At 71.9% G+C, this 23,423-nt stretch carries 19 protein-coding genes and 2 pseudogenes; 5 read left to right on the top strand and 16 right to left on the bottom strand.

All coding sequences use genetic code 11. The annotated features are described in order from the left end of the window. Positions 1-24: 24 nt before the first annotated feature. From ABD932_RS15915 to ABD932_RS15895, 5 genes and pseudogenes are all read right to left on the bottom strand, one after another. Positions 25-1,152: pseudogene (locus tag ABD932_RS15915) on the bottom strand (lysylphosphatidylglycerol synthase transmembrane domain-containing protein); the annotation flags it as partial. Beyond that, entirely contained in the window at positions 1,149-2,231 is a 1,083-nt protein-coding gene (locus ABD932_RS15910) for a class I SAM-dependent methyltransferase (RefSeq protein ID WP_345013064.1), read from the bottom strand. The pseudogene ABD932_RS15915 and the gene ABD932_RS15910, both read right to left, overlap by 4 nt. Beyond that, the gene (locus ABD932_RS15905) at positions 2,228-3,463 is read right to left on the bottom strand and encodes a glycosyltransferase family 4 protein (RefSeq protein ID WP_425587466.1); all 1,236 of its coding nucleotides are present in this window, start codon (positions 3,461-3,463) and stop codon (positions 2,228-2,230) included. The genes ABD932_RS15910 and ABD932_RS15905 overlap by 4 nt, the downstream gene beginning before the upstream one ends. Beyond that, positions 3,460-3,858 carry a 6-pyruvoyl trahydropterin synthase family protein gene (locus tag ABD932_RS15900; protein ID WP_031475993.1) on the bottom strand — a complete coding sequence of 133 codons (399 nt, stop codon included), beginning with the start codon at positions 3,856-3,858 and terminating at the stop codon, positions 3,460-3,462. The genes ABD932_RS15905 and ABD932_RS15900 overlap by 4 nt, the downstream gene beginning before the upstream one ends. 151 nt (positions 3,859-4,009) lie before the next feature. Continuing rightward, entirely contained in the window at positions 4,010-4,993 is a 984-nt protein-coding gene (locus ABD932_RS15895) for a zinc-dependent alcohol dehydrogenase (RefSeq protein ID WP_345013062.1), read from the bottom strand. Positions 4,994-5,101: 108 nt separating this feature from the next. On the opposite strand from ABD932_RS15895, the gene ABD932_RS15890 reads away from it, so the two are divergent. Continuing rightward, positions 5,102-5,863, top strand: a complete 762-nt coding sequence (locus tag ABD932_RS15890; protein WP_345014416.1) for a CDP-alcohol phosphatidyltransferase family protein — start codon at positions 5,102-5,104, stop codon at positions 5,861-5,863. 362 nt (positions 5,864-6,225) lie between these two features. On the opposite strand, the gene ABD932_RS15885 is transcribed toward ABD932_RS15890, so the two are convergent. Genes ABD932_RS15885 through ABD932_RS15870 form a run of 4 tightly spaced genes read right to left on the bottom strand, consistent with a single transcriptional unit; the run spans position 6,226 to position 11,318 of the window. Then, the gene (locus ABD932_RS15885) at positions 6,226-7,455 is read right to left on the bottom strand and encodes an MDR family MFS transporter (RefSeq protein ID WP_345013060.1); all 1,230 of its coding nucleotides are present in this window, start codon (positions 7,453-7,455) and stop codon (positions 6,226-6,228) included. Further along, the gene (locus ABD932_RS15880; protein WP_345013058.1) at positions 7,452-9,248 is read right to left on the bottom strand and encodes an ABC transporter permease subunit; all 1,797 of its coding nucleotides are present in this window, start codon (positions 9,246-9,248) and stop codon (positions 7,452-7,454) included. Before ABD932_RS15880 ends, ABD932_RS15885 begins: the two co-directional genes overlap by 4 nt. A 3-nt stretch (positions 9,249-9,251) precedes the next feature. Beyond that, a complete protein-coding gene (locus tag ABD932_RS15875; protein ID WP_345013056.1) occupies positions 9,252-10,754 on the bottom strand; it encodes an ABC transporter substrate-binding protein in 1,503 nt (500 codons plus the stop codon). Positions 10,755-10,781: 27 nt separating this feature from the next. After that, positions 10,782-11,318 (bottom strand): GNAT family N-acetyltransferase, encoded by a 537-nt coding sequence (locus ABD932_RS15870; protein WP_345013054.1) that lies wholly within the window; start codon positions 11,316-11,318, stop codon positions 10,782-10,784. Between the two features lie 182 nt (positions 11,319-11,500). Here ABD932_RS15870 and ABD932_RS15865 point away from each other — a divergent pair, with 182 nt between their 5' ends. The 3 genes from ABD932_RS15865 to ABD932_RS15855 all read left to right on the top strand — a co-directional run bounded on the left by ABD932_RS15865 (position 11,501) and on the right by ABD932_RS15855 (position 13,497). Further along, entirely contained in the window at positions 11,501-12,448 is a 948-nt protein-coding gene (locus ABD932_RS15865) for an ATP-binding protein (protein WP_345013052.1), read from the top strand. A 57-nt stretch (positions 12,449-12,505) separates the two neighbouring features. Then, on the top strand, positions 12,506-12,898 hold the full coding sequence (locus ABD932_RS15860) for an SCO5389 family protein (protein ID WP_345013050.1): 393 nt from the start codon (positions 12,506-12,508) through the stop codon (positions 12,896-12,898). A 131-nt stretch (positions 12,899-13,029) separates the two neighbouring features. Continuing rightward, positions 13,030-13,497, top strand: a complete 468-nt coding sequence (locus tag ABD932_RS15855; RefSeq protein WP_345013048.1) for a hypothetical protein — start codon at positions 13,030-13,032, stop codon at positions 13,495-13,497. Between the two features lie 34 nt (positions 13,498-13,531). Here ABD932_RS15855 and ABD932_RS15850 read toward each other — a convergent pair whose 3' ends face one another. From ABD932_RS15850 to ABD932_RS15835, 4 genes are read right to left on the bottom strand one after another with little or no spacing between them, the layout of a single operon-like run. Beyond that, positions 13,532-14,890: a GH1 family beta-glucosidase gene (locus tag ABD932_RS15850; RefSeq protein ID WP_345013046.1), complete on the bottom strand. Its 1,359-nt coding sequence runs from the start codon at positions 14,888-14,890 to the stop codon at positions 13,532-13,534. 29 nt (positions 14,891-14,919) lie between these two features. Beyond that, entirely contained in the window at positions 14,920-15,795 is an 876-nt protein-coding gene (locus ABD932_RS15845; protein ID WP_345013044.1) for a carbohydrate ABC transporter permease, read from the bottom strand. After that, the gene (locus ABD932_RS15840; RefSeq protein WP_345013042.1) at positions 15,788-16,777 is read right to left on the bottom strand and encodes a carbohydrate ABC transporter permease; all 990 of its coding nucleotides are present in this window, start codon (positions 16,775-16,777) and stop codon (positions 15,788-15,790) included. The genes ABD932_RS15845 and ABD932_RS15840 overlap by 8 nt, the downstream gene beginning before the upstream one ends. Positions 16,778-16,782: 5 nt before the next feature. Then, the gene (locus ABD932_RS15835) at positions 16,783-18,099 is read right to left on the bottom strand and encodes an ABC transporter substrate-binding protein (RefSeq protein ID WP_345013040.1); all 1,317 of its coding nucleotides are present in this window, start codon (positions 18,097-18,099) and stop codon (positions 16,783-16,785) included. A 210-nt stretch (positions 18,100-18,309) separates the two neighbouring features. On the opposite strand from ABD932_RS15835, the gene ABD932_RS15830 reads away from it, so the two are divergent. Next, positions 18,310-20,181: a coagulation factor 5/8 type domain-containing protein gene (locus ABD932_RS15830; RefSeq protein ID WP_345013038.1), complete on the top strand. Its 1,872-nt coding sequence runs from the start codon at positions 18,310-18,312 to the stop codon at positions 20,179-20,181. 84 nt (positions 20,182-20,265) lie between these two features. Here the strand turns inward: ABD932_RS15830 and fusA are convergent, their stop codons facing one another. From fusA to ABD932_RS15815, 3 genes and pseudogenes are all read right to left on the bottom strand, one after another. Beyond that, positions 20,266-22,326, bottom strand: a complete 2,061-nt coding sequence (fusA, locus tag ABD932_RS15825) for an elongation factor G (protein WP_345013036.1) — start codon at positions 22,324-22,326, stop codon at positions 20,266-20,268. A 453-nt stretch (positions 22,327-22,779) separates the two neighbouring features. After that, entirely contained in the window at positions 22,780-22,980 is a 201-nt protein-coding gene (locus tag ABD932_RS15820; protein ID WP_345013034.1) for a ferredoxin, read from the bottom strand. Between the two features lie 66 nt (positions 22,981-23,046). Further along, positions 23,047-23,367: pseudogene (locus ABD932_RS15815) on the bottom strand (cytochrome P450); the annotation flags it as partial. Positions 23,368-23,423: the final 56 nt, after the last annotated feature.

The raw sequence follows: 23,423 nt of genomic DNA, 5'->3' as shown, positions 1-23,423 counted from the left end.
GACGGCGACGGCCAGCCCGCTGCCCGCGCCCAGCCCTGCCGCGCCGAACGCCCAGGCGGTGACGCCTTCGCGGGGGCCGAAGCCGCCGACGTTCAGGGGCAGGCCCATCGCGAGCAGGGCGAGCACGGCGAGCGGCAGCAGGACGGCCACGGAGGCGGTGGTGCCGGCGACCCGGGCGGCGAGCACGAACGTCGCGATGTGGCCGGCCAGGACGACGGCCGAGGAGAGGGCGACACCGGGTCCGTTGCGGCGGGACAGCAGGGCTTCCCGCGCCTCGCCGAGCGTGCTGCGCAGCGCCGTCGGGTTCGACCGGTCACGGCGGGAGGGCGCACGGTTCATGCGCACGGCGGCCACGACGGCGAGCGCACCCACCGCGGCGAACAGCAGGACCGGCGTGAGGTCGCGGGCCTCGTTGAGCACCGGTGACGGCATGGTCAGCAGGACGACGGCGCCGACGAGCGCGAGGACGACCTGACCGGCCGTCCGCTCCAGCACGACCGCGCGGACACCACGGCCCAGATCACCCGTGCTCTGCCCGTGCCGCACCGCCCGGTGCACATCGCCGAGGACGCCGCCGGGAAGGGCCGCGTTGAGGAACAGGGCGCGGTAGTAGTCGGCGACAGCCGGCCCGAGCGGCAGCCTGATCCGCAGCCCCCGCGCCACCAACTGCCAGCGCCACGCGCTGAACACGGTGGTCACGAGCCCGATCCCGAGCGCCCCGACCAGCGCCGCCCCGTCGATCCGCCGCAGCCCGTCGAGGAAGACACCGGTACCGAGCCGCCAGAACAGCACGACGAGGATGGCGATGCCGACGACCGTGCCCAGGTGGGTGCGGGCGGCGGGTGTGTTGAGGCGGGACAGGACGGTGCGCAGGCGGCTGCGGGGGGACTTGGGGGCGGTGGCCTCCGGGCGGGGGTCGGTGACGACGACGCCGATAGGGGAGGGCGCGACGGCGGTGGCAGCGGGAGCATCGGTACGTACCGTCAGGAACGGGGCGACGGACTCGGTTTCCCGGAGCGCCGGGGCCGTCGCGAAGACGTCGCCGTCCGGACGTACCGCGACGGTCTCGGCCCCCTTCCGGTCCGCTCTCCGGGCTCGCGGCTTGGTGCCCGCCCGCTCGCGGCGTGTCCTTGCCACCGTCTCCACGCTCATGACACTCCGCCCGTCGGTCGGACCAGCGCCAGCAGGTCGCTGTGGTGGACCACGACGCGCAGTTCGCCGGCCTGGCAGGCGGCGAGGCGTTCCTGCAGGTAGCGGTCGGCGCGCTCGCGGAGTTCGGGGCGCTGCTCGACCGCCGCGCCGACCCAGCCGCGCAGCCACTGGGCCGTGAGCGCCGACTCACCGGGGCCGAGCCGCCAGGGGCTCGGGTGCACCTGGACGGTCGCGCCGTGCTCGGCGAAGGCCTCGGCCGCCGCGGTGATCGCGTCCGGGCCGAGCAGCCCCGAGCGCCGCTGGTGGGCGTTGAACGCCTCGGCGATCTCCGCGTCCAGCGGGTCGGACGGGGTGAGTTCGACGCGGCCGGCGACGGAGAGCGTCAGCAGCGCCGGGCAGCCCGCGCCGGCGCAGGCGGCGGCGAGCGTGTCGATCTCCTCGCGGGTGAGGACGTCGAGCAGTGCGGAGGCGGTCACCAGCGAGGCGCCGGCGAGGGCGTCCGGGGTGAGGCGGCCGACGTCGCCGCGGCGCGTCTCGACCGTGACCCGACTGCCGTCGGCGCCGGAACGCGGGGAGGCCACCGCGGCGAAGTGCAGGAGGTACGGGTCGCGGTCGTGCAGGACCCAGTGCTGGGCGCCGTCCAGGTGGGGCGCGAGCCAGCGGCCCATGGAGCCGGTGCCGCAGCCCAGGTCGTGGATGACCACTCCGGACCGTCCCGGCAGGTTGGCGAGCCGGATCCGCAGCGGGTCGAGCAACTCGTGCGCCCGCGCGGCAGCGTCGGCGCCCTCCCGCAGCTCCAGCCACTCGGGGGCGTAGCGGGGCGGGTCGTCCGGCCCGGCCTCCCGCAGCCGCAGGGTGGCCCGCTCACCGGGCCTGACGTCGGGACCGGCACCGAGGATCACTGCGTCGGCGTCGGACTCCGCCGGTACGGACACACCACTCATGTCGCCCCCTGCTGAAACGATCCCGCTCTGCGGCGCGGGCTCCGGGGCGGCAACCGCCGCCGCGTCCCCGGCGTCCCTCGGTCCCGGCTGGGCCGGAATCGTCCCCCCGCTCTGTGCCGTCACTGTCTTCCTCATGCCGCCCTCCGGGGTTCGTTCGGCAGTCGGCCCAGTACCGCGGCCAGGCTGCGGGCCGTGCCGGCCCAGCCGTTCAGGGCGGCCCGGCGTCCCCGGGCCGCCGCCTTCAGTCGGCGCCGTACGTCCGCCTCGCCGAACCAGCCGCGCAGTTCGGCGGCGATCGCGGCGGGGTTCTCCGGCGGGACGAGGATGCCGGGGACGCCGCCGTCGGGGGCCACACCGACCGCCTCCGGGAGGCCGCCGACGTCCGTCGCCAGCACGGGGATACCGCGCGCGAGGGCTTCCGTCACCGCCATGCCGTACGTCTCCGCGTAGGAGGTGAGCACCATGAGGTCGGCGGCGTTGTAGCTGGCGTCGAGTTCGGCGCCGGCCTGCGGGCCCGCCAGGATCAGCCGGTCCTGGAGGCCGTGCCGCGCTATCAGGGACCGCAGCCCGGCCACGTACTCGGGGTCCTGGTTCAGCCCGCCCACGCACACACAGCTCCACGGCAGGTCGACCGCCGCCGCCAGCGCCTCCACCAGCCGGTGCTGACCCTTGCGCGGCGTCACCGCTGCCACGCACAGCAGCCGCGACACCCCGTCCGTGCCGGACGCGAGGGGCGCGATGTCGGCGCCGGGGGCGGCGGCGTGGACCCGGTCGGGGGCGAGGCCGTGGTGGGAGACGAGGCGGCGGACCGCCCAGTCGCTGGTGGCGATGACCGCGGGCACGGCGCGCAGCACCGTGCGCTCCCGAGCGTCCAGCTCCGCGGCGACGGCGGGCTCCAGCCCCGTCTCGTCGCCGAGCGGGAGGTGGACGAGGACGGCGAGGCGCAGCCGCTCCGCCTCCGGGACGATGATCTCGGGCACACCGCAGGCGACCAGCCCGTCCAGCAGGACGACGGTCCCGTCCGGGAATTCACCCAGCGTGCGGGCGAGTTCCGCGCGGGCGGCAGCCCCGGGCCGGGGCCAGCTGCCGTCGACCGCGTGCTTGTGCACCTGCCAGCCGAAGCCGGGCAGATCCAGACTCACCCGCCGGTCGTAGGCGTTGCCGCCGCTCGGCGCGGTCGAGTCGTCGACGCCGCCCGGCATGACGAAGTGCACGGAGCGCAGGGACATGGGGATGATCTCGGCGTTCTTCAGGACGGAGTGCTGCACGGGCACATAGCCGAGAGTGGCCGACCCTGCCTTCTCCGTCTTTTCTACCTTCTCCGCTTTCTCTGCCTTTTCCGGCTTTTCCAGCATGATGTCGGTCACAGCGCACGCTCATAACTCGCCCATGCGACATGCGACTCGTGCAGCGTGACGGTGAGCCCCGCGAGACCCTTGGCGCCCTCGCCCAGCGCGCCCTTCTCGATCCGCTCGGCCAGCCGGTCGGCGATGACCTTGGCCAGGAACTCGGTGGAGGTGTTGATCCCTGCGAAGTCGGGTTCGTTGTCGAGGTTTCTGTAGTTCAGCTCCCCGACGACGGCACCCAGTTCCCGGGTGGCCAGCCCGATGTCGACGACGATGTTGTCGTCGTCCAGCTGCTCACGCCGGAACGTGGCGTCCACCAGGAACGTCGCTCCATGCAGGCGCTGCGCGGGCCCGAAGACCTCGCCGCGGAAGCTGTGGGCGATCATGATGTGATCGCGGACGGTGATGCTGAACAACGGACGACCCTCCAGGTGCGGTGCGCTCCTCATCCCCGCTGATCCGTGCCGGGGATGTCGTGTAGTACGGCTCTTCGCTTCCCCGTGTTCAGCCGCCTCTCACTCTTTTCTCAGGTCAGGCGCTCTTGTCGTCCGGGAATGAACGAGTCCGTCAGGGCGTGTCCGCGTACCTGACGCGGTGACAGAGGGCCGGGATCTCCCCGGAGGTGAGCTTCGGCATCAGCTCGGGCAGCTCCGCGAAAGCGCTCTCCCCCGTGATGAGCGCGTCGAGGGCCGGGTCGGCGAGCAGTTCGAGGGCCAGTGCGAGCCGGTCGGCGTACGTACGGCTTGCGCGGCGGGCCGGGGAGACGGTGCCGACCTGGCTGCTGCGGATGACGAGCCGTCGGGAGTGGAAGGCCTCGCCGAGCGGCAGGGCGACCTGCCGGTCGCCGTACCAGCTGAGTTCGAGGACCGTGCCCTCGGCGGTGAGCAGTTCCAGGGAACGGGTGAGGCCCTGCTCGGTGGCGCTGGCGTGGACGACCAGGTCGCAGTCGCCGAGCGCCTTCTCGGGCGAGGCGAATCCGATGCCGAGGGCCTCGGCGACCGCCGCCCGGCGCGGATCGGCGTCGACCAGCTGCAGGCGTACCCCCGGGAAGCGGGCCAGCAGGGCGGCCACCGAGCAGCCGACCATGCCGCCGCCGACCACGGCGATCCGGTCGCCGACCAGGGGAGCCGCGTCCCAGAGCGCGTTGACGGCGGTCTCGACGGTGCCGGCGAGGACGGCCCGTGCGGCGGGCACGGTGTCCGGTACGACGGTCACGGCGCTCGCGGGGACGACGTACCTCGTCTGATGCGGATGCAGGCAGAAGACCGTACGGCCGACGAGGGTCTCGGGGCCCTCCTCCACCACCCCGACGCTGAGATAGCCGTACTTCACCGGTGCGGGGAACTCGCCCTCCTGGAACGGCGCCCGCATGGCCGCGTGCTGACTCTCCGGGACTCCGCCGCGGAACACGAGTGTCTCCGTGCCCCGGCTGACTCCCGAGTACAGCGACCGCACCAACACGTCGTCCTCGCCCGGCTCCGGAAGGGCGACCTCCCGGAGTTCTCCTTCACCCGGAGAGCTGACCCAGAACGCACGTGCGGTGCGGTTCATCGGATTCCTCCTGAACGATCGTGAAGCTGTGCACGTACCGAGGAGTGCACAGGTCGCGCACAGTACGCGGCCTTGATCGACTCTGTCACCTGGCCGGAGGAATGTGCGGTGGCCCTGAACAACACTTACGACGCGAGGCTGGTCCAGCAGGAGACCGCTGTGGGAGCGGGCGTGCAGATCCTGTTGCTGGCCCTGCTCGGATCGGCGATCGGCATGGGGCCGGCGGGCTGGCTGACCGGGCTCGTCTTCGCCATCGCCACCTGGGCGCTGCTCTCGCTGGCCCTGCACCGGTCCAGGCTCCGCTCCTTCGGCCCGGCCAACCGGGTCACCCTGGGCCGCGCGACGCTGGTGGGAGGTGTCACGGCGCTGGTGGCGGACTCCTTCTTCCAGAGCTCACTGCCCGTCACGCTCTTCGTGGGCCTGACTGCGGTCGCTCTGATCCTCGACGGCGTGGACGGCAAGGTGGCCCGCCGCACCGGCACCTCCACGCCTCTGGGCGCGCGCTTCGACATGGAGGTCGACGCGTTCCTCATCCTCGTCCTGAGCGTGTACGTCTCGATGTCGCTGGGCCCCTGGGTCCTCCTCATCGGCACCATGCGCTACGGCTTCGTCGCCGCCGCCCGCGTCTGGCCCTGGCTGAACGCTCCGCTGCCGCCGAGCACGGCCCGCAAGACGGTCGCCGCGATGCAGGGCGTGTTCCTGCTGCTGGCCGCGTCCGGTTACCTCCCGTACGCGGGGACGTTCGCGGTCGCCGCGCTGGCTCTGGCGGCGCTGGTCTGGTCGTTCGGCCGGGACATCCTGTGGCTGTACCGGACGTCGAGGACGGAGGAGGTCTCCGTGGCGGAGGTGCGGGAGCTGGTTGCGTCCTGAGCGGTCAGCCGTCGGGCGTGCGGCAGGTGGTGGTTGCGGTGGGATGCCTGCGGCGGCCTGTGCGGGTGGGGTGGGGGTGCGCGTAGCGCCTGCGGGGCGGTGGAGGTACGCGGCCACCTCTCGATGGTGGCCCAGGCAATCCAGCCCGTCCGGCGTTTGAGGACGAGGCCCTTCGGGCCGAAGCGGGGGTCTGGGGGCGGCAGCCCCCAGGGACGGGACGGGTAGGGGCGGCGGGGGCGAGACCAAGGGGGCCTCAGGCGCGGCACCCCGCCGGCGCAGGCGCCCCCGGCCCCGACGCCGGGCAAGTCACAAGTCAGCGGGCAGGCAGCTGTCCTCAGGAAGGGGGTGCGGATGCGTCGTCTCTATCTGCGCGGCAGCAGCCCGATCGCCGCCAGCGGTACGACCGCCAGCGCCAGCCACGGCACGGCAGCGGGCAGGCCGGTGTCCAGGAGGGTCCCCGTCGCCGAGCTGCCGAGCAGGACGATGAGGCCGGAGACCGAGGACAACGCGCCGGTGTAGAGGCCGAGTCGGCCCTCCTCGGCCAGGTCGGGGACCCAGGCCCGGGCCACCGGGGCGACCAGCATCTGGCCGAAGGTGAGCAGGACGACGAAGCCGGCCGCGGGCAACAGGCCCGCCGTGCCCGTCCAGTCGGCGGGACGCGCCGCGGCCACGACCGCGAAGCCCGCCGCGATCAGCAGGAGTCCGCCCACCATGGACCGGCGCAGCGTGAGCCGATCCCCCACCCAGCGGGTGACCGGCAGCTGGGCGACCACCACCAGCAGCGAGGACAGGGCGAACAGCCAGGCCAGCGCAGTCTGGGAGCCCGTGGCACGCTCCACCTCGTCGGGGAGGGCCAGATAGAGCTGGTTGTAGGCGAGCAGGTAGGCGCCGTACGCGCAGCACAGCGCGAGGAAGCGGCGGTTGCGCAGCAGCTTGCGAATGCCGCCGCGGAGCCGGACTCCCCCGCGCCCGGGTATGTGCTGCGGCAGCAGCCAGGCGTGCCCGGCGAGGACGAGTACGAAGATTCCGGCGCCGGCCAGGCACACCGTACGGAAGTCCACCGACAGCAGCAGCGCGCCCAGCAACGGTCCGACGAACGCGCCCGCCTGTCCCGCCACGGTCAGCAGCGCGAGGACACGGGTGCGCGAGCCGCCGCCCGACTCCTCCCAGACGACGGCCTGCCGGGCCACCTCGGACTCCACGGCGGGCGAGAACAGCGCGGCGGCGAACCCGATGAGCAGCACCGCGCCGATGACCGCCCACGTCTCCTGCGCATACCCGAGCCAGGCGAACCCGGCGATCCGCAGCACGCACCCCGTGAGCACGACCGGCCGGATCCCGTACCGGTCGGCCAGCGCCCCGCCCACCACGAACAGCCCCTGCTGGCTGAAGGTCCGCAGCCCCAGCACGAACCCGACCAGCCAGCCCGCCATGCCGACGGCCTGCCCCAGGTGCTCGGCGAGGAAGGGCAGGACGGCGAAGAAGCCGATGTTGAAGGCGAGTTGAGTGAGGATGAGAAGGCGGAGGAGTGGGGAGAGGCGGGGGCGGTCCGGGGCCGCCGCCTTGCGGAAGCCGAGTACCGTCGGTGTCATCGGGTCGCCACCAACTCCCTTGTCTTCGACTGCTGTTCGGGCACGGGAAGGGTGGTCTCGGCCCGGTCACTACGACGCCGCACGCGCCGCACGCCTCTGGCCGCCGTCACCGCCAGCGCCCCCAGCAGGGCCAGTACGGCGGCGGGGGCGAGGACCGCCCAGGGGGCGCGTTCGGCGTAGGGCTGGTTCTCGGCGAGGAGCAGGCCCCACTCGGGGGTGGGCGGCTGGGCGCCCAGGCCGAGGAAGGCGAGCGAGGCGAGGGCGAGGGCGACGCCGGGCAGGCGGAGCAGGGCGTGCCGGGTGACGGGCGGCAGCACGGCGGGGAGGAGTTCGTGGCGCATCAGGTACCAGGGGCCGGCGCCCAGGGCTCGGGTCGCGGCGAGGTGGAGGGCGGCGCGTTCCTGCCGGAGCAGCGCGGAGGTGTGGGCGGCGAGCGGTGCCCAGGCGACGGTGGCCACGGCGAGCGCGGGTGTGGCGGTTCCGCTGCCGACGACCGCGGTGACGAGCAGGGCGACCAGGACCGGCGGCAGCGCGGTGACGGTGTCGACGAGCGGGCCGGAGAGCCGGGGCAGCAGGCCGAGCGCCACTCCGGTGAGCAGGGCGGCAGCGGTGATCGCGAGGGCGAGCAGCAGGGTGTCGAGGGCGCCGTGGGCGACGCGGGCGAGGACGTCCCTGCCGAGGGCGTCGGTGCCGAAGGGGTGTGACCGGGACGGGGCTGTGAGTCGCTCGGTGGTGTCGAGGGCCAGCGGGTCGCGGGGCAGGCCGAGGGCGATGACGCCGACGAGCAGGCCGCCGTATGCGAAGGGCAGGAACCTGCGGGCGGGCGGTACCGGCCGGTGCAGGGACGGCAGTGCACCGTCGCGCAGGGCCGGGCCGATCAGCAGGCGGGTGAGGAGGTGGGCCAGTGCGGCGGCGGCCGCGGCGAGCAGGACGAGGGCGAGCGTGCCGGCCTGGAGGACGGGCAGGTCCTGGGCGAGGGCGGCCTGGAGGGTGGTGCGGCCGAGGCCGGGGATGTCGAAGATCTGCTCGACGGTGACCGCTCCGCCGGTGATGCCCACGACGAACAGGCCGGTGTTGGGCAGCAGTCCGGGCAGGCAGCGGCGCAGGGCCTGGCGGGCGACCGTGCGGCCGGGCAGCCCGCGGGCGGTGGCGGCCAGCGCCCAGGGCTCGGCGAAGGCGCCGGGGAGAAGGTCGTCGAGGAGCCGGCCGAGCACGGCGCCGGCGGGGAGGCCGAGGGCGAGGGCGGGCAGGATCGTCCACCGGGGCCCGTACCAGCCGAGGGCGGGCAGCCAGCCGAGCTGTACGCCGACGACCGTGGCGAGGACGGACGCGGTGAGGAACTCGGGCAGCGCGGCGAGGACCGCCGAACCGCTGCCTCCCGCGCGCCGCCCGTCGAGCCGCCGCTGCGCGCCGAGCCACAGGGTGCGGGCGCAGATCAGCGCGGCGGTGACGGCGGCGACCGCGAGGGCCACCGCCATCAGCAGCAGGGAGACGCCGAGGGCCTGCAGAACGACGGGCGTGACCTCGCTGCCGGAGATCCACGATCGTCCGGCGTCCCCGCGCCACAGCCCGCCCAGCCAGTCACCGAGCAGGTGGAACGGGCCGGCGTCCAGGCCGAGTCGGTCGCGGATGTCCGCCAGCACCTCGGGCGTGGGGTCGCGGTCCGCCGACCGGGCCTTGAGCACGGTGCGGGCCGGGTCGGTGTGCGAGAGCCAGGGCAGTACGCCGATGGCACACACCAGGGCGGCCGCGATCCCCGCACGCCACAGGAGCGTGGCTGCCTGGCTCCGCATGGATCAGCGCCGGGTGCCGGTGCCGACGAGGGTGCGCTCGTACGGGTCGAGGAGCGCGCCGGTGACGGAGGGCGCGACGCCGGTGATGATGCGCTGGTGGACCAGCGGTACGACGGCGTCGGTGCCGAGGATCCGCGCCTCGGCGGCCATCGCCGCGTCCTGCCGCTTCGCGGTGTCGGTGGCGTCCTCCGCCTTGGCCACGGCCCGGTCGACGTCCTTGTCGCAGAGCTGGGCGATGTTGTAGCCGCCGTCGCAGGTGTAGTCACTGGCCAGGACGGAGACGGGGTCGCCGGTGTCGACGAGGGTGTTGCGGGCGAGGACGAAGGCGTCGAACTTGCCGCCCAGCGCGTCGCTCTCCAGCCGCGAGTACTCGCGCACCTCCAGCGTGACGTCGAACCCGGCCTTCTCCAGCTGCTGCTTCAGCACCTGGGCGGCTTCCGGGAGTTCGGGCCGGTTGTCGTACGTGGCGAGGGTGATCCGCGTCCCGTCGGGCTTGCCCGCCTTCGCGCGCCCGACCGGCTCGGTCCGCTTGCCGGCGGCCCAGGTGACGGCGGGCCCGTAGATGCCGGCGCCGGCGTCGGCGTACCCCTCGTAGACGCCCTTGGCGAACGCGGAGGTGTCGACGGCCTGGCGGGCGGCGGCCCGCAGGGCGGCGTCCTTGAAGGGGCCCTTCTGCGTGTTGAGGAGCAGGCTCGTGGTGCGGGTGGTGGCGGTCGCCTCGCGGGTCGCCTCGTCGAGGGTGGCGGCCTGGGCGACGGGGATCGCCTCGGCGAGGTCGACCTGGTCGGTGCGCAGGGCGCCGGCGCGGGCGGTGCCGTCGGCGACGAACTTCACGTCGATGCCGCTGGCCTGGGCGCGGCCGCCCCAGTAGTCGTCGTAGCGGTCGAGGGTGGCCGCGGTGGTGCCCATGACCTTGGTGAGCTCGAAGGGTCCGGTGGCGGAGCCGACCAGGTCGACGCCCTCCTTGGTGTCCTCCTTGCCGTACGCCTTGCCCGCGAGGATGGCGAGGGAGGGGCTGGACAGGCGCAGGGGCAGGATCGGGTCGGGGTCCCCGGTGGTGATCCGTACGCCGGTGCCGCCCTCGGCCTTGGCGGTGAGGGTGACTCCGGACAGGGCGGCCGGGGCGGGCTTGGCCTGTGTGGCGTGGGTGAGGGCGGCGGCGACCGCGGCCGGGGTGACCTTCGAGCCGTCCTGGAAGGTGGCCTCGCGCAGGGTGAACAGCCAGGTGCGGTCGTTCTCCTGGCGCCAGGAGGCGGCGAGGGCGGGGGCGGCGGCGCCGTTGGCGTCCAGCGCGGTCAAGCCCTCGGTGATGCCGAGGCGGCTGAGGATGGTGGCGTCGGCGCCGTACGGCGAGAGCCCCTCGGCGGGCGGGAAGGCGAGGGCGACGCGGAGGCGGGAGCCGTCCTGGGCGCCGCCCGCCGCGTCGGTGCCCCCGCCGGAGGCGAAGCAGCCGGTCAGGACGGGGGCCAGTACGAGGGCGATGAGCGGCCGGAGTCGGCGTCGCACGGTCGGTCGCACGCTCTGTCGCACGGTCTATCGCTCCATCGGTATCTCGAAGTGGACGACGCCGTTCGCGCCGTCCCGGTCCTCGCGTTCGTCGTGCACGACCTTGCCGAGCGAACGCCAGAAGCCCTCGGCGCCGGGCACCTTCGGGTCGGTGTGCAGATACACGGCGCGGTAGCCGCCGTCCGCCGCCGCGAAGGCGAGCAGTTCCCCGACGAGGCGTCGGGCCAGACCCCGCCTGCGGTGCTCGGCGCGGACGTAGACGCGGCGCAGCTGCGCGGTCTCGCCGGAGGGGTAGCGCTCGGCGAGATCGCGCGGGTTCGGCGGGTGGGCCGGGCCTCGGGAGTCGAGGGCGGCGGTGGCGACGACACCGTTGCCGCGCGGGTCGAGGGCGACGAGGAGGGTGTGGCGGGGCGGGGCGAGATAGGCGGCGGCCGGGTCGATGATGTCCGCGTGCCAGCGGGGCACGTAGCCGGTACCGAAGTCGTGGTAGACGGTGTCGAGCATCAGGGCTCGCGCACCGTCGAGGTCGTCCGGGCTCGCCGCCCTGATGCTGTAGTCGCGCACTTGCACATCATATGCATTAAGCGCAAGGGCTGATCACGACGACCCTCGCGGCCACCCCAACCCCCTTACGGATCAAGCGATTTGACAGTGATCGCGAACCGCCGACACCCTAGCCACATGACATCCATTTTCAACAAGGGTACCCTGAAGGCTGCCCTGGGCGCGAAGGCGGGCCGCTGCTGATGCGCATCGCATTCGTCGGCAAGGGCGGCAGCGGCAAGACGACACTGTCGGCGCTCTTCTCCCGCCACCTGGCACACTCCGGCGCGCCCGTGCTGGCCATCGACGGCGACATCAACCAGCACCTCGCCGAGGCGCTGGGCCACGCCGGCGACGCCCTGGACGCCCCGCCGCTCGGCGCCCATGTGCGGGACATCAAGGAGTTCCTGCGCGGCACCAACCCGCGCATCCCTTCCGCCGACGCCATGATCAAGACCACCCCGCCCGGCAGGGGCTCACGCCTGGTGACCCTGCTCGGCGACGACGAACTGCACGCACGACACGTCCGGCGCGTGGGCGACGTGCCGCTGATGGTGACGGGCGAGTTCGACGAGAGCGACCTCGGGGTGGCCTGCTACCACTCCAAGCTCGGCGGGGTGGAGCTCTACCTCGGCCACCTGGTCGACGGCCCCGGCGAGTACGTCGTGGTCGACATGACGGCGGGCGCGGACGCCTTCGCGTCGGGCCTGTTCACCCGCTTCGACATGACGTTCCTGGTGGCGGAGCCCACGCGGAAGGGTGTCTCGGTGTACCGCCAGTACCGCGACCACGCCCGGGAGTTCGGCATCCGCATCGCGGTCGTCGGCAACAAGGTGACGGGCGAGGACGACCTGCTCTTCCTGAAGGAGGAGGTGGGCGACGACCTCCTCACCCACCTGGTCCACTCCTCCTGGGTCCGCGCCGCCGAACAGGGTCGCGAGCAGGGCGAGTTGGAGTCCCACAACGTGCACGCCCTGAACGTCCTGCGCGAGGCCGTCGACGCCTGCCCCAAGGACTGGCCCACGGCCCACGGCCACGCCGTCGACTTCCACCTGCGCAACGCGCGCGCGTGGGCGGACGACAGAACGGGCCACGACCTGGCCGCACAGGTGGACCCGGAGTTCGTGCCGGGCCCGGCCTCACTGGCCTGATCTCTCCCCTACTCCCCTACTCCCCTGCACCCCCGATCCCTGGACAGGAACCCCCGCATGTCTCTCGACGTCTCCCCGAAGCTCCTTGCCGAAGCCGAACACGGTGACATCCGCGAGGAGGACTTCGTGGACACCGTCCGCACCTCCCTGCCGTACGCCTACGACCTGATCGCCTCCCTCGCCGCCGAACTCCGCGGTGGCACGGCCGAGTTCACCGACAACCAGACCCCTCCGCCGTCCGAGCAGGAGCGCGGCCAACTCCTGCGCGCCCTCGCCAGCGACGCGATCCGCGGCAGCCTGGAGCGGCACTTCGGCGTGACCCTCGCCTTCCAGAACTGCCACCGGGTGGCGGCGTTCCGCCCGGAGTCCGCCGACGGCGAGACGTACGCCCGCTTCACTTCCCTGCGCTCGCAGGTGCTGAACCAGTCGCCGGAGTTCCGGGACTGCTGACCGCCCGCGGTCGGACCCGACGCCGTCCGGTCTGCTCGACGCATGCCGTGTCGAGCAGACACCCAGGTCGACGAGCTGTGGCGTGCGAGACTTCGTCACATGAGGGACGCGAGATTCTGGACGCAGGCCGCATGAACCCGCACGGCACCCTGCCGGACCCGGACGAGCACGTTCGCTTCGCGGCCCACCTCGACGAGCTGCGGCAGGTAGCCGATGTCGACGAGGTCGACCTTGTCCGCCGCGTCCTCACCGACCCGGACCCGACGATGGCCCAGTCCGCCGTGCTGCGGCACCTGGACCGTCGAGCCGCCGGCCTGTGCCTCGACCCCGCCTACGAAGCGTGGGTAGGGGCGATGGCCCAGGCAGTGAGCGGCCGCCCGTTCCTGACCCGACGCCTGCGGGAGTGGTCACTCTTGCGCGCCGTCACGCTCAACCTGCCCTGGCACCCGGACGACCTGCTCACGTCATCGAACTGGCTCCAGCTCAAGGCCGCCGCCGCGGCGAACACCGAGGCCCGACAGGTCCTCGCCGAGGCCGGCCGCACCAAGCGGATCCGCAACACCGCCAGAGCCGGCCTCGACCGCCGGACCGGGCATTGACGCGCAATCCGTCGCGAAGAGTTCTCGGCCGGGGTCAGGCCGCGTCCCGGGCTCGACTGCGGTGCGCGCGCACGATCTCCGCGTACCGTCGCCCGCTGCCCTTGATCGTGCGCACCTGCGTGCCGTAGTCGACATGTACCAGCCCGAACCGCTTGGCGTAGCCGTAAGCCCACTCGAAGTTGTCGAGCAGCGACCAGGCGAAGTAGCCCGCCAGCGGTGCCCCCTTGCGGGCCGCGGACGCGCAGGCTGCCAGGTGCTGGACCAGGTAGTCCTGCCGCTCGGGGTCGTCGACCGTGCCGTCCGGGCGTACGACGTCCTCGTAGGCGGAGCCGTTCTCGGTGACGTACAGCTTGCGGGCGCCGTACTCCTCGGTCAGGCGCAGCAGCAGGGTCTCCATGCCGCTCGCGTCGACCTCCCAGTCCATGCCGGTGCGCGCGACGTCGGGACGGCGGATCGCGCGGGCGTGCGGGACGGGGCCCGTGGGGTCGTCGGTGACGGTCGCCGGGAAGTAGTAGTTGAGGCCGAGCCAGTCGAGGGGGGCGGCGATCGTCTCCAGGTCGCCCGGCTGCTCGGGGAGTTCGACGCCGTACAGCTCACGCATGTCCGCCGGGAATCCGCGTCCGTGCACCGGGTCCAGCCACCAGCGGTTGGTGTGGCCGTCCATGCGGCGGGCGGCGGCGAGGTCCTCGGGGCGGTCGCTCGCGGCGTGGACGGTGGAGAGGTTGGTGACGATGCCCACCTCGGCGTCGGCGGCGGACGCCCGGATCGCCTGGGCGGCGAGACCGTGGCCCAGGAGGAGGTGGTAGGAGGCCCGGACCGCCGCCGTGAGGTCCGTCAGGCCGGGGGCCATCGTGCCTTCCAGGTGGCCGATCCACGCCGAGCACAAGGGTTCGTTGAGGGTCGCCCAGTGGGTGACGCGGTCGCCGAGGCGTTCGGCGACGACCGAGGCGTACGCCGCGAAGTGCTCGGCGGTCGCCCGCTCGGGCCAGCCGCCCCGGTCCTGGAGCGTCTGCGGCAGGTCCCAGTGGTAGAGGGTGACGGACGGGGTGATGCCCGCCGCCAGCAGGCCGTCGACCAACTCGTCGTAGAAGGCGAGGCCCTTGGGGTTCATGGGGCCGTCCCCGTCCGGGACGACTCGTGGCCACGCGATCGACAACCGGTAGGCGTTGGTGCCCAGTCGGCGCATCAGCTCGATGTCCTCGCGCCAGCGGTGGTAGTGGTCGCAGGCGACGTCGCCGTGGTCGTCGCCCGCGATCTTGCCGGGGGTGTGCGAGAAGGTGTCCCAGATCGACGGGGAACGGCCGTCCTCCGCCACGGCTCCCTCGATCTGGTACGCCGATGTGGCCGTGCCCCACAGGAAGTCGTGCGGGAGTGCGGCGAGGTCGATGGTCACTGAAGTCCCTTCGCGGACAGGAGAGTCGGTCACTTGACGGCTCCGGCCGTCAGGCCGGCGACCAGGTAGCGCTGGAGGAGCAGGAAGCCGGCGACGACGGGGACGCTGACGACCAGCGAGGCGGCCATGATCTGGTTCCAGTACACGTCGTTGAGCGTCGAGTAGCCCTGGAGGCCGACGGCGAGGGTGCGCGTGGTGTCGTTGGTCATCACCGACGCGAACAGCACCTCGCCCCAGGCGGTCATGAAGGCGTAGACGGCGACCGCGACGATGCCGGGTATCGCGGCCGGTACGACCACCCGGAACAGCGCGCCGAGCGGGCCGCAGCCGTCCACCAGTGCCGCCTCGTCCAGGTCTCGGGGCACCGAGTCGAAGTACCCGATCAGCATCCAGATCGAGAACGGCAGGGAGAAGGTCAGGTACGTCAGGATCAGGCCGCCGCGGGAGCCGAACAGGGCGATGCCGGTGGCGTTGCCGATGTTGACGTAGAGGAGGAACAGCGGGAGGAGGAAGAGGATGCCCGGGAACATCTGCGTGGACAGGACCGTGACGGTGAAGACGCGCTTGCCGCGGAAGGAGTACCTGCTGACCGCGTACGCCGCGAACACCGCGATCACCACCGAGCAGACCGTCGCCGCGCCCGCCACGATCAGCGAGTTCACGAAGTACCTCGCGAGCGGCACCGTCGACCAGATGTCGATGTACGGGCGGATAGTCAGACCGCTGGGCAGCCAGCGGAACTTGCCCGTGACGTCCGCGAGCGGTTTGAGGGAGCTGGAGACCATGACGTAGACGGGGACCAGCACGAAACCGGTGAGCAGGGTGAGGAAGATCCGCCGGGACCAGAGGAAGGAGCGCGGCGGAGCCATGGGGGACCTGGGCCTGAGCGTCGGGGAGCTAGACATCGGCGGTCCTCCGTCCGCGCGAGGTGAGCCAGAGGTACCCGCCTGTCACCAGGAGCAGGAACAGCAGCAGGAGTACGGACATCGCGGACCCTGTGCCGAAGTTCCAGGTGACGAACGACGCCTGGTAGATGTGCACCGAGATGAGGTCCGCGGCCTCGGGGGCCGTCTTGCCGAACAGGACGTACGGCGTGTTGAAGTCGTTGAACGTCCACAGGAACAGCACCAGGACGAGGACCTGGTTGACCGGGCACAGCGACGGCAGGGTGATGCGGCGGAGCTGCTGCCACCTGCCCGCGCCGTCCAGGGCCGCCGCCTCGTACAGCTCCTTCGGGATGTTCTGCAGGCCGGCCATGACGATGAGGAAGGCGAACGGCCAGCCCTTCCACACCGACACCGTCAGCAGCGCGACGAAGCTGTTGTCGCCGATGAGCCAGAAGGAGGGCTTGTCGGTGAGGCCGAGCTGGTCGTGCAGGACGTGGTTCACCAGGCCGTTGTCGTGCTGGAACATGAACACCCAGGTGATGACGGCCGTGTAGACGGGCAGCGCGTACGGCACCAGGAACAGGGCGCGCAGCAGGCCCCGGCCGCGGAAGGTGTCCTGCAGGTAGATCGCGGCGGCCGTGCCGATCAGCCAGCACAGGCCGACCGAGAGCAGTGTGAAGGCGACGGTGACCAGGAACGAGTGGAGCAGCGCCTCGCCCACGGGGGCGTTGAGGTCCACCGACATCCGGTAGTTGTCGAGGCCGTTCCAGGGCGCGGTGGTCCAGTCGCGGATGTAGAACTGGGTGAGCTCCTTGAAGCTCATCAGGATGCCGATGACCATCGGCACCAGGTGGACCAGGAGTTCCAGGAGCAGGGCGGGCAGGAGCAGCAGGTACGGCAGTCCGATGCGGCGGATCCGCCCGGGACGGCGGCGGGGGCCGTCCGCCGTCCCGGGGGAGCTCTGACGCACTGCGGTCTCCGCGGGGACCGTGGTCGTCATCGTGCTCACTTCGTCGGCATCTGCTGCTGGGCCTTCTCCAGGGCCGCCTTCACCGAGTCGGTGGTCACCGCGCGTCCGGCGGCGGCGTCGGCGAACAGCTCCTTGACGGCCGTTCCGACCGCCGTCTCGAACTGGGACTCGTCGGCGACCTGGGGAGCGGCGACGGCGCTTCCCGCGAGGGTGTCCTTGAGGACCGCGTTGGCGGGGGTGTTGAAGGCCTGGTCCGATTGCGCCCCCTTGACCGGCGGGATCGAACTGTAGGCCTCGTTGAGGATCTTCTGCTCGGCGTCGCTCGTCATGAACTTCACGAACTTCGTGGCGCCGTCGAGGTTGTCGGTGTTCTTGAAGACGGCCAGGTTGATGCCCATGACCATGGAGTTGACGCCGGTGCCGGCGCCGGGGGTGCCGGACTGGACGGGCACGGGGGCGACACCGTAGGCGTCCTCGCTCATGCCCTGCGACTTGAGGTTGGCGGAGGCGGACTGCCACAGCAGCATCGCCGTCCTGCCCTTGGCGAAGTCGCTGACGGACTGGTTCTGGGCGTACTCGGCGTTGCCCGGCGCGATGATCCTGTCCTTGGCCATCAGGTCGACGAACTGCTTGACGCCCTCGACGGCCTTGTCGGAGGTGAAGTCCGGCTTGCCGTCGGCGGTGAAGAAGTCGGCGCCGTGCTGCTTGGCGAAGACGACGGCGTGGTGGATGTTCTCCGACGGGTTCGAACCCTCAACGCCCAGGCCCCACTTGCCGTCCTGCGACAGCTTCTTGCCGTCGGCTATGAGCTCGTCCCAGGTGGCCGGCGGCTTCGAGATGCCCGCGTCGGCGAACATCTTCTTGTTGTAGTAGAGCGCGTACGCCATCGAGTACAGCGGCACCGCGGCCGGGTCCTGGCCCTGCGCACCGGTCGAGCCGAGGGCCGAGTCGACGAACCGGTCCCTGCCGCCGATCTTGTCGAGGTTCCCGGCGTCCCACGGCAGCAGCGCCCCGGTGGCCTGGAGGGAGGCGCTCCAGGTGTTGCCGATGTTGAGGACGTCCGGGCCCTGCCCGGAGGTGGTCGCGGTGAGGATCCGGTTGAGCAGGTCCGACCAGGGCACGACCTCCAGCTTCACCTCGATGCCGGTCTGCTGCTCGAACTTGTCGAGTTCGGGCTGGAGGACCTTCTTGTCGACCTCGATACTCGCGCCCTGGTTGGACGCCCAGTAGGTGAGGGTCTTCGGCGAGTCGTCGGACCCGCCACCCGTCGGCGAACCGCCACCACAGGCCGAGGCGGCCAGGGCGAGGGACACGGTGACGGCGCCTACGGCTGCGGCTCGGATGCTGCGCATGCTCCTGATGGCCCTTCCGGGAAGTGCATCACGGCTTAATTTAGAGCGTGAGTTAAGCCTCGGAAGGCGGGCGCGTCAAGGGTTTTGACACACTCTCGGAACTTCCGCCGCACCTCTTGACTCATCCGTTCCACGGTTGAACCATTCAGCGGCGAGAGAGCGCTCCCCGCACCCCACGACGTTCACTTCCTGAACCAGGAGAGCCGCCCCATGCCCCCTTCCTCCCCGCCCTCCCCGTCCTCGGGACCGCCCGCGATCGGCCGCCGGACCCTCATCGGCGCCGCGGTCGCGTCGGCGCCGGCTGTGCTCGGACTGTCGACGGACGCCTCCGCGGAAGCTTCCTCGCGGGTGTCGCCGCAGGCCGCCGGTCCGTCCGCCGGCCAGGCCTCCGCCGCGCCGTCGGCCCGGAAGAGACCGCGCCCCCTGCCCGGTGGCGGCGATCTCGGCCCGAACGTCCTCGTCTTCGACCCGTCGACCCCGGGCATCCAGGCCCGCCTCGACGAGGTGTTCCGGCAGCAGGAGTCGGCCCAGTTCGGCACCGGCCGCTACGCCCTGCTCTTCAGGCCCGGCACCTACCACGGCCTCAACGCCCAACTCGGCTTCTACACCTCGATCGCGGGCCTGGGCCTGTCCCCCGACGACACGACCATCAACGGCGACGTCACGGTCGACGCCGGCTGGTTCAACGGCAACGCGACGCAGAACTTCTGGCGCTCGGCGGAGAACCTCGCCCTGGTTCCGGTGAACGGCACCAACCGGTGGGCGGTGGCGCAGGCGGCACCCTTCCGCCGGATGCATGTGCGCGGCGGCCTCAACCTCTCCCCCACCGGCTACGGCTGGGCCAGCGGCGGCTACATCGCCGACAGCCGGATCGACGGTCAGGTCGGACCGTACTCGCAGCAGCAGTGGTACACCCGCGACAGCGCGGTCGGCGGCTGGCTCAACGGCGTGTGGAACATGGTGTTCTCTGGCGTCGAGGGCGCACCCGCGCAGAGCTTCCCCGACCCGCCGTACACCACGCTCGACACGACTCCCGTCTCACGCGAGAAGCCGTTCCTGTACGTCGACGGAAGCGAGTACGGAAGCGAGTTCCGTGTCTTCCTGCCGGAGAAGCGGACCAACGCCCGCGGTGTCACCTGGGGCAACGGCACACCGAGAGGCACTTCGCTGCCTCTGACGCGGTTCTACGTGGCACGCCCCGGTGTCCCGGCGGCCACGCTGAACCAGGCGCTCGCACAGGGACTCCACCTCCTGCTCACGCCGGGGATCTACCACCTCGACCAGCCGATCCTGGTGAACCGGGCCGGCACGGTCGTACTCGGCCTGGGATACGCGACGATCATCCCCGACAACGGCGTCACCGCACTGCGGGTCGCCGACGTGGACGGCGTACGGCTCGCGGGCTTCCTCGTCGACGCCGGTCCGGTCAACTCCGCGACCCTGCTGGAGGTCGGCCCGAGCGGCGCCTCCCGGGACCACTCCGCCAACCCGACCACCGTGCAGGACGTGTTCATCCGGATCGGCGGCGCGGGCGCCGGCAAGGCCACCACCAGCATGGTGATCAACAGCCGGCACACGATCATCGACCACACGTGGGTATGGCGCGCCGACCACGGCGAGGGAGTCGGCTGGGAGACCAACCGCGCCGACTACGGCGTCGTCGTCAACGGCCACGACGTCCTGGCCACCGGCCTGTTCGTGGAGCACTTCAACAAGTACGACGTCCAGTGGTACGGCCAGCGGGGTCGCACGATCTTCTTCCAGAACGAGAAGGCGTACGACGCCCCGAACCAGGCCGCCATCCAGAACGGGCCGGTGAAGGGCTACGCCGCCTACAAGGTCGGGGACGGCGTGACCTCGCACGAAGGCTGGGGACTGGGCAGCTACTGCTATTACAACGTCGACCCCACGATCGTGCAGCACCACGGCTTCGCCGCCCCGAACACGCCGGGAGTGCGGTTCCACGATCTGCTGGTCGTGTCGCTGGGCGGCAACGGGCAGTACGAGCGGGTCATCAACGACACGGGAGCGCCTACCTCGGGGACGTCGACGGTGCCGTCGACGGTGGTGTCGTATCCCTGAGCGGGATCCCTGAGCGGAATCCCTGAATGGGCTCCCCCAGAGGGCGGAGGGCCCCGTCCCTGGAGGAGACGGGGCCCGAACGCCCTACCGCGATGCCGTCGGCATCGGCGCCGCTGCCGCTGCCGGCGCCGGCGCGTACCCGGTCGGCCGGGACGTGAAGCTGCCCCGGCCCTGCGTCCGGCTGCGCAACCGGGTCGCGTAGCCGAACAGTTCCGCCAGCGGCACGGTCGCCGTGACGACCGCCGCGCCCGCCCGCGTGGTCGAGCCGGTCACCCGGCCCCGGCGCGCCGCGAGGTCGCCGAGGACTCCGCCGACCGCGTCGTCGGGCACGGTGACCGTGACCTCGACGACCGGCTCCAGGAGGACCATCGCGCAGGTGCGCAGGGCATCGCGGAGGCCGAGTCGGCCGGCGGTGCGGAAGGCCGTGTCGGAGGAGTCCTTCACATGGGTCGCCCCGTCGGTGAGGGTGACGCGCAGCCCGGTCACCGGGTGGCCGCCGAGCGGGCCCTCGGCGAGGGCGTCCCGGCAGCCGGCCTCGACGGCACGGACGTACTCCTGCGGCACGCGACCGCCGACGACGGCCGAGCGGAACTCGAAACCGCCTTCTGCAGGCGCCACGTCCAGGACCACGTGCGCGAACTGCCCGGCGCCGCCGTCCTGTTTGACGTGCCGGAAGACGAAGCCGGACACCCCTCGGCCGACCGTCTCCCGGTAGGACACCCGGGGACGGCCGACGTTGACCTCCAGCCCGAGATCCCGACGGATCTTCTCCACCGCGACCTCCAGATGCAGTTCACCCATGCCGGACAGCACCGTCTGCCCGGTCTCGGCGTCGGTCCGCACGACCAGCGACGGATCCTCCTCGGCCAGCCGCCCCAGCGCGGAGGCCAGCCGGTCCGTGTCGGTGGACCTGCGCGCCTCGACCGCCACCGACACCACCGGGTCGGCCACACTGGGCGGCTCGAGGACGAGCGGGGCGTCCGGTGCGCACAGGGTGGAGCCCGGGCGGGCCGACTTCAGGCCGACCACGGCCACGATGTCCCCCGCGACCGCCCGGTCCACGCGGGCGTGCCGGTCGGCCTGGACCCGCAGGATCCGCCCGATCCGCTCGGTGCGCCGCGCACCCGCGTCGTACACCGTTTCTCCCTTCTCGATCGTTCCCGAGTACACCCGCAGGTAGGTCAGCCGCCCGGTCGGGGTGGCGCTCACCTTGAACGCCAGTGCCGCGAACGGAGCCCGCGGATCCGCGGGCCGCTCTCCGTCGGCACCGTCGCGCAGGCCGCGTACGGCCGGCACGTCGAGCGGCGAAGGCAGATACGCCACGACCGCGTCGAGCAGCGGCTCGATCCCCCGGTTGCGGTAGGCCGAGCCGCACAGCACGACCACGCCGTCGCCGCTGCGCGTCAGGTCGCGCAGGGCGGTGACGAGGGTCTCCGGCGCGAGCGTCGACCGCGCGCAGAACTCCTCCAGCGCACCGGCGTGCAGCTCGGCCACGGCCTCCTCCAGCATCCGCCGACGCCGCAGCGCCTCCTCTCGCAGGTCCTCCGGCACCGGTTCTTCCACGGCCGTTTCGGCGCCGTCGGCCCATACCAGCGCTCGCATGCGTACGAGGTCCACGACGCCGCGGAAACCGTCCTCCACGCCGATGGGCAACTGCACGACGAGTGGCGCCGGATGCAGCCGGTCCCGGATCGAGGCGACCGCCGTGTCGAGGTCCGCCCCGGCCCGGTCCAGTTTGTTGACGAACGCGATCCTCGGCACGCCATGGCGGTCGGCCTGCCGCCACACCGACTCGCTCTGCGGCTCCACGCCCGCGACGGCGTCGAACACCGCGACCGCGCCGTCGAGGACGCGCAGCGAACGCTCCACCTCGTCGGCGAAGTCGACGTGACCGGGCGTGTCGATGAGGTTGATCCGGTGACCGTCCCAGGCACAGCTGACCGCCGCCGCGAAGATGGTGATACCGCGATCGCGTTCCTGCGGGTCGAAGTCGGTGACAGTGGTGCCGTCATGGACCTCGCCGCGCTTGTGCGTGGTCCCGGTGGCGTACAGGATCCGTTCGGTGACAGTGGTCTTGCCGGCGTCGACGTGGGCGAGGATGCCGAGGTTGCGGACGACGGCGAGGGTGTTGAGGTTGGTGCGCACGGCCGTTGGCCTTTCGGATGATCCGGAAGCGGAAACGGGTCAGCGCGATTCCCGGACGGGTTCGGCGCGCACACGAGCACGGCCTGCCGTCCCGTCAGAAGGGTGTTGTGGCAGGCGCGTTGACGTACTTGACGTACGGGATGTACTCGGGCGCTCTCAGACGTTCGTCACGGGCGTCCGGTGCCGGCCGCGCAGCGGGCACCGGGCGGACGAGGACACGAGGATCACCTCGTACCGGCAGAGGGAGACGACGGCAGCGGTGCGGTCACGCACGGCCCGGCTCCCCTCTGCTCGTCACGACGACGCGCCGCCTAGTGGTGGGCGGCGCGTGATTGCGTGGTGAGTCTAGGGAACCGGGCCGGGTCGAAGCAGCTGATTTTTTGCTGGTCGGCGTCTTCCTGACTGATCGACGTCTGCTTACCGGTCGTCGTCTTCTTACTGGTCGACGTCTTCTTACCGGTCGTCGTCGATGGTGATCGCCGCCGCGGGGCACACCGCGGCGGCCTCACGGACGGCCGCGTGCACGTCCGCGGCGGGGCTCGGTTCCAGGAGGGTGACGATGCCGTCGTCGTCACGCTGGTCGAAGACCTCGGGTGCGATCAGCACACACTGGCCGGCACCGCAGCAGCGGCCCTGGTCCACATTGACTTTCACGTCCGTTGCCCTTCTTCCTTCGTTGCCTTTCTTCCTTCGTTGCCTTTCTTCCTCGCATGGGAGCCGTCACCACCGCACGGGCACCGTGCGCAGTCCGCCGACGAGGAGCCCCTCCACGCGCTGCAACTCATCGATGGAGACCGCCAGTTGAAGGGTCGGCAGCTTGCGGAGGAGGACGTCGAGGGTGACCTGGAGTTCGGTGCGGGCGAGGCTCTGCCCGAGGCACGAGTGCGGTCCGACGCCGAACGTCAGGTGCGGGTTCGGGGACCGGGACAGCACCATGTCGTCCGCGTCGGCGAAGACCTGCTCGTCCCGGTTGGCGGACGGCATGCTGCACACGACGGTCGTGCCGCTGGGCAGCACTTCGCCGTCGATCTCGACGTCCTGACATCGAGCGCATCACCAGCCGCCCTTGGCCGAGGAACGCGGACGACGCGCGTCAC

This window comes from Streptomyces shaanxiensis (assembly GCF_039537145.1).
Lineage (GTDB): Bacteria > Actinomycetota > Actinomycetes > Streptomycetales > Streptomycetaceae > Streptomyces > Streptomyces shaanxiensis.
The sequence above is the reverse complement of the archived record's forward strand: the minus strand, read 5'-3'. Positions and strand labels throughout refer to the sequence as shown.

Bases quoted from the DNA above. Each gene is read 5' to 3' on its own strand.
- ABD932_RS15830 (WP_345013038.1), top strand. From the start codon at position 18,310: ATGCCCCCTTCCTCCCCGCCCTCCCCGTCCTCGGGACCGCCCGCGATC.
- ABD932_RS15855 (WP_345013048.1), top strand. From the start codon at position 13,030: ATGAACCCGCACGGCACCCTGCCGGACCCGGACGAGCACGTTCGCTTC.
- ABD932_RS15910 (WP_345013064.1), bottom strand. From the start codon at position 2,231: ATGAGGAAGACAGTGACGGCACAGAGCGGGGGGACGATTCCGGCCCAG.
- ABD932_RS15895 (WP_345013062.1), bottom strand. From the start codon at position 4,993: ATGAACCGCACCGCACGTGCGTTCTGGGTCAGCTCTCCGGGTGAAGGA.
- ABD932_RS15885 (WP_345013060.1), bottom strand. From the start codon at position 7,455: ATGACACCGACGGTACTCGGCTTCCGCAAGGCGGCGGCCCCGGACCGC.
- ABD932_RS15865 (WP_345013052.1), top strand. From the start codon at position 11,501: ATGCGCATCGCATTCGTCGGCAAGGGCGGCAGCGGCAAGACGACACTG.
- ABD932_RS15860 (WP_345013050.1), top strand. From the start codon at position 12,506: ATGTCTCTCGACGTCTCCCCGAAGCTCCTTGCCGAAGCCGAACACGGT.
- ABD932_RS15835 (WP_345013040.1), bottom strand. From the start codon at position 18,099: ATGCGCAGCATCCGAGCCGCAGCCGTAGGCGCCGTCACCGTGTCCCTC.
- ABD932_RS15845 (WP_345013044.1), bottom strand. From the start codon at position 15,795: ATGTCTAGCTCCCCGACGCTCAGGCCCAGGTCCCCCATGGCTCCGCCG.
- ABD932_RS15880 (WP_345013058.1), bottom strand. From the start codon at position 9,248: ATGCGGAGCCAGGCAGCCACGCTCCTGTGGCGTGCGGGGATCGCGGCC.
- ABD932_RS15840 (WP_345013042.1), bottom strand. From the start codon at position 16,777: ATGACGACCACGGTCCCCGCGGAGACCGCAGTGCGTCAGAGCTCCCCC.